This is a genomic window from Streptomyces solincola, assembly GCF_002982015.1.
GTDB lineage: Bacteria > Actinomycetota > Actinomycetes > Streptomycetales > Streptomycetaceae > Streptomyces > Streptomyces solincola.
This window is the reverse complement of the sequence record NZ_PVLV01000166.1, coordinates 17,866-29,302: the sequence shown is the minus strand read 5'-3', so window position 1 is coordinate 29,302 and position 11,437 is coordinate 17,866. Positions and strand designations below refer to the sequence as shown.

Annotated in this window: 11 protein-coding genes and 1 riboswitch; of the genes, 2 read left to right on the top strand and 9 right to left on the bottom strand. The window is 75.5% G+C overall.

Annotation, left to right across the window (positions count from 1 at the left end; all coding sequences use genetic code 11):
- Positions 1–116 precede the first annotated feature (116 nt).
- Positions 117–1,349 (top strand): phosphodiester glycosidase family protein, encoded by a 1,233-nt coding sequence (locus C6N75_RS12900; RefSeq protein WP_258177384.1) that lies wholly within the window; start codon positions 117–119, stop codon positions 1,347–1,349.
- A 19-nt stretch (positions 1,350–1,368) separates the two neighbouring features.
- On the opposite strand, the gene C6N75_RS12895 is transcribed toward C6N75_RS12900, so the two are convergent.
- The 6 genes from C6N75_RS12895 to C6N75_RS12870 form a co-directional block, all read right to left on the bottom strand.
- Positions 1,369–1,563, bottom strand: a complete 195-nt coding sequence (locus C6N75_RS12895; protein ID WP_105869020.1) for a hypothetical protein — start codon at positions 1,561–1,563, stop codon at positions 1,369–1,371.
- Between the two features lie 349 nt (positions 1,564–1,912).
- Complete coding sequence (locus C6N75_RS12890) at positions 1,913–2,578, bottom strand: ABC transporter ATP-binding protein (RefSeq protein ID WP_105869019.1); 666 nt, start codon at positions 2,576–2,578, stop codon at positions 1,913–1,915.
- Entirely contained in the window at positions 2,571–3,491 is a 921-nt protein-coding gene (locus C6N75_RS12885) for an ABC transporter ATP-binding protein (RefSeq protein ID WP_105869025.1), read from the bottom strand. Before C6N75_RS12885 ends, C6N75_RS12890 begins: the two co-directional genes overlap by 8 nt.
- Before the next feature lie 71 nt (positions 3,492–3,562).
- Positions 3,563–4,456, bottom strand: a complete 894-nt coding sequence (locus tag C6N75_RS12880; protein WP_105869018.1) for an ABC transporter permease — start codon at positions 4,454–4,456, stop codon at positions 3,563–3,565.
- A complete protein-coding gene (locus C6N75_RS12875) occupies positions 4,449–5,414 on the bottom strand; it encodes an ABC transporter permease (RefSeq protein ID WP_181160459.1) in 966 nt (321 codons plus the stop codon). The genes C6N75_RS12880 and C6N75_RS12875 overlap by 8 nt, the downstream gene beginning before the upstream one ends.
- Before the next feature lie 23 nt (positions 5,415–5,437).
- Positions 5,438–7,048 carry an ABC transporter substrate-binding protein gene (locus C6N75_RS12870; RefSeq protein WP_105869024.1) on the bottom strand — a complete coding sequence of 537 codons (1,611 nt, stop codon included), beginning with the start codon at positions 7,046–7,048 and terminating at the stop codon, positions 5,438–5,440.
- A gap of 208 nt (positions 7,049–7,256) precedes the next feature.
- Between C6N75_RS12870 and C6N75_RS12865 the strand changes: the two genes are divergently transcribed.
- Positions 7,257–7,718: a hypothetical protein gene (locus C6N75_RS12865; RefSeq protein ID WP_105869016.1), complete on the top strand. Its 462-nt coding sequence runs from the start codon at positions 7,257–7,259 to the stop codon at positions 7,716–7,718.
- An 83-nt stretch (positions 7,719–7,801) separates the two neighbouring features.
- Here the strand turns inward: C6N75_RS12865 and C6N75_RS12860 are convergent, their stop codons facing one another.
- Genes C6N75_RS12860 through C6N75_RS12850 form a run of 3 tightly spaced genes read right to left on the bottom strand, consistent with a single transcriptional unit; the run spans position 7,802 to position 11,168 of the window.
- A complete protein-coding gene (locus C6N75_RS12860; protein ID WP_105869015.1) occupies positions 7,802–9,022 on the bottom strand; it encodes an acyl-CoA dehydrogenase family protein in 1,221 nt (406 codons plus the stop codon).
- Positions 9,019–10,203 (bottom strand): acyl-CoA dehydrogenase family protein, encoded by a 1,185-nt coding sequence (locus C6N75_RS12855; protein WP_105869014.1) that lies wholly within the window; start codon positions 10,201–10,203, stop codon positions 9,019–9,021. Before C6N75_RS12855 ends, C6N75_RS12860 begins: the two co-directional genes overlap by 4 nt.
- The gene (locus C6N75_RS12850; RefSeq protein WP_105869013.1) at positions 10,200–11,168 is read right to left on the bottom strand and encodes an NADPH:quinone oxidoreductase family protein; all 969 of its coding nucleotides are present in this window, start codon (positions 11,166–11,168) and stop codon (positions 10,200–10,202) included. The genes C6N75_RS12855 and C6N75_RS12850 overlap by 4 nt, the downstream gene beginning before the upstream one ends.
- A 132-nt stretch (positions 11,169–11,300) precedes the next feature.
- Positions 11,301–11,422, top strand: a riboswitch (cobalamin riboswitch).
- Positions 11,423–11,437: the final 15 nt, after the last annotated feature.

The following is an 11,437-nucleotide window of genomic DNA, read 5'->3' as shown; positions in this document are numbered from 1 at the left end:
CCGCCGGTCTGCCCGCGTCCGGTTCCGGGCGGCCCGCTCCGGGCAGCACTTGGCCGAACGCCGGGCCGCCTGCCGTGCCCGGCGTGACCCGCCGCCCGCAGACACCGGGGGACCCCGTGACCGTAGCCTCCGACCGCCGCTCCCCCAGGCCGCTGCCGCTGCTGCTCGCCGTCGTGGCGCTGCTGGTCGCCGGGCTGGCCGGGGCGCCGCCCGCACGGCCCGCGACCACCTGGGTCCGGGTCGCGGACGGGGTGGCCTACCGCTGGAAGGACCTGCCGTCGCCGCGTGGCACCGCCAGGGCGCACCTGCTGTCGGTCGATCTGGACCGGGCGGGGGTGTCGCTGGGGCTGCTGTATCCCGGTGCGGTGGCCGCCCGTTCGGCGCTGTCCTCGCTGGCCGACGGCGCGGCCGCGGTGGGCGGGGTGAACGGCGACTTCTTCCATCTGACGGAGACCCAGCATCCCGGTGTCCCGGCCACGGGCGCCCCGGTCGGTCCGGCGGTGGCGGACGGGCGGGCGCTGAAGGCGGCCGTGCCCCGGGCGCAGCGCTACGGTCCGGCGCTGCCGCCCGGGGCGAACGCCCGCCAGGTGTGGGGTGTGGGCACCGACGGGACGGCGAGGCTCGGGGAGCTGACGCTGGACGGCGCGGTGTCCTCGGCGGCGGGCGCGTGGCCGCTGGGCGGGCTGAACCAGTACGCGCTGGCGGAGGGTTCGGTGGGGCTGTTCACCTCGGACTGGGGGTCGGCGCCCCGGGCGCGGGCGGTGTGCGGATCGGACGCCCGGCGCGACGCGCCCTGCGTCTCGGACGCCTACGAGGTGACCGTCCGCGCGGGCCGGGTGGTGTCGGCGGCGTCCGCACCGGGCGGCGGGACGATCCCGGACGGCACGCTGGTGCTGGTGGGACGCGAGAAGGGCGCCGACCGGCTGCGGGAGCTGGCCGTCGGGGAGCGGGTGCGGGTGCGCTACGGACTGGTGGCCGCGGGGGGCGGGGCGCCGTTCCGGTTCGCGGTCGGCGGCTTCCCGGTGCTGCGCGGCGGTGCGCCCGTCCCCGGTCTCGACGGCACGGTGGCGGCGGTGCGCACGGCGGCCGGCATCGGGGAGTCGGGCCGCCGGGTGTGGCTGCTGGCGCTGGACGGGTCCCCGGGCTTCCGGGACGGTCTGACCCTGGCCGAACTGGCCGGTGTGCTGGCCGGCCTGGGGGCGTCGGAGGCGGTGAACCTGGACGGCGGCGGTTCCTCGACGCTGGTGGCGCGCGACGCCGGGGCGTCGGCGGTACGGGTGCTGAACCATCCCAGCGGCGGTGCGCAGCGGCCGGTGCCCAACGGGGTGGGCGTGTTCGCCGGCGGGTGAGCCCTGCCGCGGGCGGCGGTCAGGGCTTGAAGCCGCTGACCACGTCGGCGGTGGCGGCGACGCCGTCGTAGATGGTGGGGGCGAGGCTGGTGCCCGCCAGGAAGAACCCGAGCAGTCCGCAGACCAGTGCGTGGCTGAGCTTCAGCCCGCCGCTGCGCAGGTAGACCACCGCCAGGATCAGCAGGAGCACCACCACGGAGATGGATACGGCCATGTGTCGCCTCCTCGGCCCGTCGCACGGGGTGTGCGGCATTCGGCGGCCAGTCTGGCGGAGGCCATTCGCCGTCCGGGGGTACGGCATGTCGGCCGAACGGGTACGAACGGACGGCGGACCGTTACGCGCGGTCGGCAGCGGCCGGACGGACCGGGCTCAGGGCCGGCCGGGCCCCGGACCGCCCGAGCTTCCGGACCGGTCGAGCTTCCGGACCGGTCGGGCATCGGACCGATCGGTCGCCCGGCCCGGCTCGGGCAGCCGGCCTCATACACGCGCCCGGCTCGCGCGGCCGGCTTGGTGCACGCGACCGGCCTGGTGTACGCGACCGGCCTTACGCGGTCCGCCCGGTTCAGGCGGCCGGCTTGGCGCAGTCGGTCCACTCCAGGGTGCGGTCGCACCAGCGTTCCAGCAGGACGCGGTCGTGCCCGACGGCGAGGAGGCCGGCGCCGTGGGCGGTGCGGTACTCCTCGACGGCGGCGACCAGGGCGGCGGTGGTGGAGGCGTCGAGCATGGCGGTCATCTCGTCGCACACCAGCCAGCGCGGGCGCAGCACCAGGGCGCGGGCCAGGCAAGCGCGTTGGAGCTGTCCATCGCTGACCTCGTGCGGGCGGCGGGTGAGCAGGTCGCCGGTGAGGCCCACGGCGGCGGCGAGTTCGGCGACCCGGTCGGGCGCCTCGGTGCGGCGGCCGGTGGCGCGCAGCGGTTCGGCGATGAGGTCGTGCAGGGTGAGCCGGGGGTCGGCGGAGAGCCGGGGCTGCTGGAAGACGACGCCGACGGCGGTGCGGAGCCGGCGCGGGGCGCGGTGCCGCCAGCCTCGTACCTCCTCGCCGTCCAGGGTGAGCCGGCCGCTGTCGGGGCGGTGCAGCAGGGCGGCCACCCGGGCCAGCGTGGACTTGCCGCAGCCGCTGGGGCCGAGCAGGCCGACCGACTCGCCGGGGGCCAGGGTGAGGGAGGCGTCACGGAAGACGGGGGCGCGCCGGTCGTAGCCGGCGGTGACGGCGTGGAGGTCAAGCACGGACCGGCTCCTCGGCGTGGTGGCAGGCGACGCCGTCGGCGAGGACCGGCGCGGAGGCGCAGCGGTCGGTGGCGCGGGGGCACCGCGGCGCGAAGGCGCAGCCGCCCGGCAGATCGCCCAGTTCCGGCGGCAGCCCGGGGATGGGCCGGAAGTCGCGTTCGGGCAGGGCGGCGAGCAGTCCGCGGGCGTAGGGGTGGCGGGGGCCGGGTGTGCCGAAGAAGCCGGCCGCGTCGGTGAGTTCGACGATCCGGCCGGCGTACATCACGGCGACCCGGTCGGCGATCCGCTGGGCGGCGGCCAGGTCGTGCGTGATCATCAGCAGCGCACGCCCGTCGTCGGCGTGCCGGCGCAGTTCGTCGGCGGTGCGGTCCACCAGGTCCCGGTCCAGTCCGGTGGTGGGTTCGTCGGCGAGCAGCAGCGGGGCGCCTCCGACCAGGGCGAGGGCGGTGGCGGCGCGCTGGGCGAGGCCGCCGGACAGCTCGTGCGGGTAGCGGTCGAGCAGTTCGGCGGGGAAGGCCGCGCGGTCTGCGGCGGCCCGTACGGCGGCGGGCAGGGCGCTCCTGGGTGTGCGGTTCAGCTCCCGCAGGGTCTCGGCCAACTGGCCGCGGACGGTGCGCACGGGGGTGAGGTGGGCGGCCGGGGACTGCGGGACCAGGCCGATGCGCCGGCCGCGTACGGTGCGGGCGAGGGTCCGTTCGGAGGCGGTGAGCAGGTCGACGGCGTCGTCGGCTGCCGCCTCGCCGTGGAGGAGGGCGGTGCCGGCGGTCTGGGCGTTGCCGGGGAGCAGGCCGAGCAGGGCGGAGGCGAGGACGGACTTGCCGCAGCCGCTCTCGCCGACCAGGGCCAGGCACTGGCCCGCCGCCAGGTCGAAGCTCGCGCCGGTGACGGCGGCGATGTGCCGGCCGCCGCGCATCCGGAAGCGGACGGAGAGGTCCCGGACGCTCAGGACAGGGGTCGCGGAGGGCGGGACGGTGGTCGCGGGGGTCACAGCATCAGCTCCGATCGGCGGCGCGGGTTGATCCGCTCCCGCCAGGCGCCGGCCAGGCCCGCGATGGCGAGGGTGGGGACGATCAGGAAGAGGCCGGGGAAGAGGGTGGGCCACCAGTCGCCGGCCAGCAGCGAACCGCGGGCGGTCTGCACCAGGGTGCCGAGACTGGCCTGGTGGGTGGGCAGGCCGAGGCCGAGGAAGGAGAGGGCGGACTCGTGCCACATGGCGTGCGGCACCATCAGCACGGCGGCGAGGCCGGCCTGCGGCAGCACGGCGGGCAGCAGATGGCGGGCGGTGACCCGCCACCGGGAGGCGCCGCCGGAGACGGCCGCGTCCACGAAGGGGCGGGAGCGCAGCGACAGCACCTCGGAGCGGACGATCCGGGCGGTGGACAGCCAGTGGGTGAGCGCCACGGAGACGATCACCGGCCAGACTCCGGGGCGGAACATCGCCACGATGAAGATGCCGAGCAGCAGGTGCGGCACCGAGGAGAAGGTGTCCACCAGGCGCATCACGATCCGGTCGGTCCAGCCGCCGAAGGCCGCGGCGGCCGCGCCGACGGCGGTGCCGATGACGGTGGCGACCAGGGCGGCGACCAGGCCGACCAGGAGCGAGACGCGCAGCCCGTAGACACAGCGCAGCAGCAGGTCGCGGCCGACGTCGTCGGTGCCGAAGGGGTGGGCGAGGGAGGGCGGCCGGAGTTTGAGCGCGAGGTCGATGGCCTGCTCGTCGAGTTGGACGACCGGCGGCACGATCAGCACGGCGAGCACGGTGGCGGCCGCGATCACGGCGGACGCGGCGACCCGCACGGTGCGGGTGGAGCGGCGGGTGCGTCCGTGTGAGCGCCAGGTCCGGGAGGGCGCGTCCTTGGTCAGGGTCAGGTCAGCCATCGAAGCCCACCCTCGGGTCGGCGAGTCCGTACAGCAGGTCGGAGAGGAGGTTGCCCAGCAGCACCGCGACGGTTGCCAGCACGGTGAGCGCGGCGAGCAGCGGGAAGTCGACGGAGACGGCGGCCTGCACGGTGGCGGCGGCGATGCCGGGCCAGCTGAAGACCGTTTCCACCAGCAGGGCGCCGGTGATCAGCTCGGGCACCCGGGAGCCGACCAGGGTGAGCATCGGCAGCATCCCGGAGCGCAGGGCGTGGCCGAGGAGCACGGTCCGCTCGGCGAGGCCGCGGGCGCGGGCGCCGCGCACCGCGTCCTCCTCCAGCGCGTCGGCGACGCCCTGGCGCACGTACAGGAAGAACCAGGGCAACTGGGAGACGCCGAGGACCAGGGCGGGCAACACCAGGTGGGTGGCGACCTGGTCGAAGGTGACGGTGTCGCTGGCGGTGTCGGTGAGGCCGCCGGCCGGCAGCGCGCCGAGCTTGAGGGCGAAGAACCAGATGGCGAGCAGGCCGAGCCAGAAGGCGGGGGCGGCTTCCAGGGTGTACGCCGCGGAGGTGGTGGTCCGGTCGAGCCAGCCGCCGGGGCGGCGGGCGGCGAGCACGCCGAGGGCGGTGCCGAGCAGGACGGCGACGGCGAAGGCGGTGGCGGCGAGCAGCGTGGACCAGCCGAGGCGTTCGGCGATGACGTCGGCGACTGGCTGGCGCATCACGCTGGAGTCGCCGAGGTCGCCGGTGAGCGCGGAGGTGACCCAGTGCCACCAGCGCGGCAGGAGCGGCTGGTCGACGCCGAGGTTGGCGCGCAACTGGTCGAGGTTGTCCTGGGTGGCGGTGAGCCCGGCGGTGCCGGCGTAGGCCTTGACGGGGTCGAACGGGGAGGCGGCGGCGACGGCGAAGACGCCGAAGGTGACGAGCAGCAGGACGGGGACGGCGAACAGGGCCCGCCGTCCCGCCATCCTGGCCATCGCCCCGAGCGGGACGCGGCGGCTCACTTCCTGGCGCCCTTGGGGGTCCAGTCCTCCACGTTCCACCACGGGCCGGAGGCCAGGCCGTGGTCGTGCGGCTCGACCTGGGTGGACAGCCCCGTCCAGCGGTCGTTCACGACGTACACGTGGTCGATGTGGGTGAGGAAGGTGTAGCCGGGGTTCTTCACCAGTTCGCGCTGGATCGTGTCGTAGGCGGCCTTCCGCTTGGCCGGGTCGTCGGTCGTACGGCCCTGGTCCAGCGCCTTGTCGACGGCCGGGTTGTCGTACCAGCCCATGTTGTTGAAGCCGTCGCCGCCCAGGCTGGACTTCAGCAGCAGGTACTGGTCGAAGTCGGGGTCGCCGGGCGAGCCGCCGCCGGCGAGGACGGCGTCGGTCTTCATCCGGGGCTGGATGACCTCCCAGGTGCCGGCCTGGGTCCTCACGTCGATGCCGGCCTTCTTGGCGTCGGAGGCGTAGGCGAGGGCGTGGTCCTGGCGGAGCTTGTCGCCGGAGAGGTACCACAGCGGGAAGGAGGCGCGGACGCCGTCCTTGGTGCGGATGCCGTCGGGGCCGGGCTTCCAGCCGGCGGCGTCCAGGATCTTCTGCGCGGCGGCCAGGTCGTGGCGGCGCTCGGTGCCCCGGGTGAACCACTCGCTGTCGGTGGGGACCGGGCCGTAGGCGGGCTTGCCGGCGCCTTCGAGGATCTTGTCGACCATGGTCTTGCGGTCCACGGCGGTGTCCAGCGCGCGGCGCACGGCGGTGTCCCCGGTGACCTTGTGGTGGGTCGGCAGGGTCACCAGGCGGTAGTCGTAGCTGGTGGCCTCGTAGGTCTTGCGGGCGGTGTCGCCCTTGAAGCCCTGGGCGAGGTTGGGCGGCAGGATCGCGCCGTCGAGGTCGCCGGAGCGCAGCCGGGTGGCGCGCACGTCGTCGTCCTTGATGATCGCCATGGTGAACTTCTTCACCTCGGGCGCGCCGCCCCAGTACTTCTCGTTGGCGGCGAAGCTCAGCTTCTCGCCCTTGGACCAGTCGGTCAGCACGTACGGCCCGGTGCCGACGGGCTTGGTGGTGAACGGGCCGCTGTTGACGTCCTGCTTCGCGGCCACGTGCTCGGGGGCGATGCCGAGGACGGTGCGCTCGGCGAAGGCGGCGTAGGGGTACTTCAGGGTGAAGACGACGGTGTCGTCGCCGGTCGCCTTCACGTCCTCGAGGGCGTCCAGGTCGCCCTTGGAGGCGCTGTTGGTCTTCGGGTCCAGGATGGTCCGGTAGGTGAAGACGACGTCCTTCGCGGTGAACGGCTTGCCGTCGCTGAAGGTGACGCCCTCGCGGAGCCGGTAGGTGTACGTGAGGCCGTCCGCGCTCACCTCGGGCAGCGCCGCCGCCAGTGCGGGCTTCAGCTTCATGTCGCCGTCGAAGGCGAGCAGACCGTCGAAGATCTTGGAGTTGCCGTCCTTGCCGTAGCCCAGCAGCGGGCTGAGCGAGTCGGGCTCGTACGCGATGCCGACGACCGCGCTGTCCTTGGCGGCGCCCTGCGGGCCGCCCGGCCCGGAGCCGGGGCTGGAGCAGGCGGCCGCCGTCAGGGCCAGGGCTCCGGCCAGCACGGCGGCGGCCGTGGAGCGTATGGATCGGGCGGTCATGGTCTCCACACCCCTCTGTCGGGACTCAGGCGCAGTTGCGGGCGTGCGCTGTTGCGAACGCGTGGCAATTAAACAGCACGTAGAAGGGTGTCTTGGCCTTGCGGTCCTTACCACCGCGCGGGCGCTCGCGGAGAGAGAGCGGAAAGCGGAGCGCCGGGTGAGTAGGAGGACTCATGGCCGGCCGGGTGCGGGCGGGCAGGGTGCGGGCATGACGACGGACAGAGCGGCGCTGACGGCCCTGCATCTCCTGCTGACCTGGGCGACGATGACCGGCGCGGCGCCCGCGGTCGGCATCGCGGTGTTCCTGGCGGGCTGGGGCGGTGGAGCCGGGGCGGCGCTGGCGACGGCCGCCGTGGGCGTGCCGCTGACCGTGGGCGTGCTGGTCCTGGCGGGCACACCGGCGCGGAGCCTGGTGCCGCTGTGCGGCACGGCACGCGGCCGGTTCGGCTGGGCGGTCGCGGTGTTGCTGCTCGGCACGCTGGGCGTGCCGGCCGGCGCGGGCGCGTATCTTGCGGGCGTCGACCTGGGCAGCGCCGACGTCCGGGTGGCGTTGACCGGGGTGCCGTACGCGGTCGCGGCGGCGCTCTTCGTGGCGGACCGGTGGGTGCGGCTCGCGGCGGTGGCAGTGGTGGCGACCGGTGTGGTCTACGGGGGCGTCATCGGCCGGTAGCGGCGCCCGGCGGCGGGCCGGGCGGGCGTGCCGGACGCCGGGGAGGCGTCGGATGCGCGGCCTCCCCGGCGTCCGGCGGCGGGTCAGGCCGGCGCGGGCAGTCCGGCGAGCCGGGCGACGGTCTCCTTGTGGCGGCCGGGCGAGCCGAGGGCGGTCTGGTCGGCCTTGGCGCGCTTGAGGAACAGGTGCGCCGGGTGCTCCCAGGTCATGCCGAGGCCGCCGTGCAACTGGACGCACTCCTCGGCGGCGTGTACGGCCGTCCGCGAGCAGTGGATCTGGGCGACGGCGGCGAGCAGCGGCGCGTCCGGGCTGCGGGTGGCGAGGGCGTCGGCGGCGGCGCGGGCGGCGGCCCTGGCCCCGGCGGCCTCCAGCCAGAGCTGCGCCATCCGGTGCTTGAGTGCCTGGAAGGAGCCGATGGGCCGGTTGAACTGGTGCCGGGTCGCGGTGTGCCGGACGGTCTGCTCCAGGCACCATTCGGCGACGCCGAGTTGCTCGGAGGCGAGCAGGGCGGCGCCCACGAGCAGTCCGCGTTTCCAGGCGGCGGATCCCGCGTCCGCGTCCGCGATCCGGGTGCCGGCCCGCGCGGGCGTCTCGACGGCGGCCAGCGGGCGGGTGAGGTCGAGGGCGGTGAGCGGGCTGATGGCGGCGTCGGCGGCGTCGACCGCGTACAACCCGTCGGGGCGGAGCACCAGCAGGACGTCGGCGAGGGCCGCGTCGGCGACGGCGGTCACCGGGCCGGGCGGGGGCGGCGGGTCTCCGGGGGCGGTGGACAGCGGGGTGAGCAGGACGGCGGTCCGCTCCCCCGCGGCCAGTTTGCCGAGCAGCCCCTCGGCGGCCGGGCCGGCGGCGAGCAGCGTCTCGGTGGCGATGACGGAGCTGGTGAGGTACGGCAGTGGGGCGACGGTGCGGCCCAGCTCCTCCAGGACGACGGCGGCCTCCCGGTGGCTGGCGCCCTGGCCGCCGAGCTTCTCGGGGACGAGCAGCCCGGCGGCGCCGATGCCGGCGGCGAGGGCCCACCACAGCTCGGGGTCGTGGCCGCCGGCCTGTTCGACGCGGGCGGGCAGCGCGGCCGGGTCGGCGCGGTCGGCGAGCAGCGACCGCACGGCGGCGCGCAGGTCCTCCTCGTCCCGCGTGTACAGGAGGTCGAGGTCGGGCGACGGCTGCGCGCCGTACGCCGGGTCGGCGCCGGTCGTCGGCTCCGGGTCCGTCACGGCGGCCGGGCGGACCTCGGCGGCCGGGTGGGCCGCTGCGTCCTGGTCGGCCACGGCGTCGGGGCCGGTCGTCGGCTTCGGGTGGTCGGTCATCGCGCGAGGTCCTTCCACGGGACGTCCTTGTCGGTGCGGGGCTCGGCGGGCAGGCCGAGGACGCGCTCGGCGACGATGTTGAGCAGCACCTCGCTGGTGCCGCCCTCGATGGAGTTGCCCTTGGCGCGCAGGTAGCGGTAGCCGGCGTCGCGGCCGGTGAAGTCCACGTGCTCGGGGCGGCGCAGGGTCCAGTCCTCGTACAGCAGGCCGTCGTCGCCGAGGAGTTCCGTCTCCAGTGCGCTGATCTGCTGGTTGAGGCGGGCGAAGACGAGTTTCGCGCCGCTGCCCTCGGGGCCGGGGCGGCCGGCGGCGAGCTGCTGGCGGAGCCGTTCGCCGGTGAGCCGGGCCACCTCGGCCTCCACCCAGAGGTCCAGGAGCCGCTGGTGGAGTTCGGCGGTCCGCAGTCCGGGGCGGTCGCGCCAGGTGGCGGCCGCCTTGCCGATCATGCCGCCCTCGCGGGGCAGCCGGCCGCCGCCGATGGAGACGCGTTCGTTCATGAGGGTGGCCTGGGCGACCCGCCAGCCGTCGCCGACCGCGCCGAGGCGGTGCGCGTCGGGGATGCGGACGCCGTCCAGGAACACCTCGTTGAACTCGGCCTCGCCGGTGATCTGGCGCAGCGGCCGGACCTCCACGCCCGGGTCGGTCATGTCGCACAGGAAGTAGGTCAGGCCCCGGTGCTTGGGCGCCTCGGGGTCGGTGCGGGCGACCAGGATGGCCCAGCGGGCGACGTGGGCGCTGGAGGTCCACACCTTCTGCCCGGTGACCGTCCACGTGTCGCCTTCGCGGGTGGCGCGGGTGGCGAGCGCGGCGAGATCGGAGCCGGCGCCGGGCTCGCTGAACAACTGGCACCAGACCTCCTCGCCGGTCCACAGCGGCCGCAGGAAACGGCGCTGCTGCTCCTCGGTACCGTGGGCGAGGATGGTCGGCGCGGCCATGCCGAGGCCGATGCCGATGCGGCGCGGGTCGTTGTCGGGCGCGCCGGCGGCGGCCAGTTCGGCGTCCACGACCGGCTGGAGGGCGCGGGGTGCGTCCAGGCCGCCGAGCCCGGCCGGGTAGTGCACCCAGGCGAGGCCGGCGTCGAACCGGGCGCGCAGGAAGTCGGCCGGGGAGGTGGCGGCCGGCGGATGGGCGGCCAGCAACTCCTGGGTCCGGTTGCGCACTTCCTCGGCGGTGGCGCTCATACGGCGGCCTCCTCGGGGAGGACGACCAGCCGGCCGGTGGTGGCGCCGGCGGCGAGCCGCTGGACGGCGCCGGCGGCCTCGGCGAACGGCACGCGTTCGCTGACCAGTGGCCGGATCAGGCCCTTGGCGGCGTACTCGGTGAGGATGTCATGGCAGTGCCGGACGGCCGCCGGGTCGTGCCGGCGGTACAGGCCCCAGTGCAGGCCGAGCACGGAGTAGTTCTTGACCAGGGCGTGGTTGAGGGCGGGCGCCGGGATGTCGCCGCTGGCGAAGCCGACCACCACGATCCGGCCCTCGAAGGCCACGCACTTGGCGGACTGGGTGTAGGCGGCGCCGCCCACCGGGTCGAAGACCACGTCGGCCCCGCGCCCGCCGGTGGCCTCCTTGACGGCGGCGACCACGTCCTCACTGCGCCGGTCGATCACCACGTCGCAGCCGAGGAGGCGGGCGGTCTCGGCCTTGTCCGGGCCGCCGGCCACGCCGACGACCCGGGCGCCGGCGGCCTTGCCGAGCTGGACGGCGGCGCTGCCGACCCCGCCGGCGGCGGCGTGCACCAGCAGGGTCTCGCCCTCCTTCAGCGCGGCCCGGCGGTGCAGGGCGAACCAGCCGGTCTGGTAGCCGACGAGCAGTGCGGCGGCCTCGGCGTCGTCGAGGGCCTCGGGCGCGGGCAGCACCTCGGCCTCGTCGGCGACGGCGTACTCGGCGAGTCCGCCGTGGGGCAGGGCGGGGCTGGCGATCACCCGGCGGCCGTCGGGGGTCTGCGCGCACACCTCGACGCCGGGGGTGAACGGCATGGGAGGGCGCACCTGGTAGTGGCCCCGGCAGAGCAGCGCGTCGGGGAAGTTGAGGTTGGCGGCGCGGACGCGCAGGAGGACCTGGCCCGGTCCCGGTTCGGGCCGGTCCACTTCCTCCCTGGCCATCACCTCGGCCGGTTCGCCGTTGCGGTGTACTCGCCATGCCTGCATCGGGGCCTCCGTGGGGCGGGTGGACCGTACTCGTCCGCATACTAAGCGGTCGCTTGGTCGAGGGGAAGCGGCCTCGTCCGCCCGGGGCGGGGGGCCGGGCGGGCCCGGCGTACCGGGTCTGAGACACTGTGGCCGATCATCCAGGCCGCGCGGGCCAGGAAGCCGGTGCGAATCCGGTACGGTCCCGCCACTGTGAACGGCCCCCGCCGCGACGGGAGCCGCAGTCAGACACTGCCGCGCCGCCTGCTCACCTGCGACTTTGGGGACGA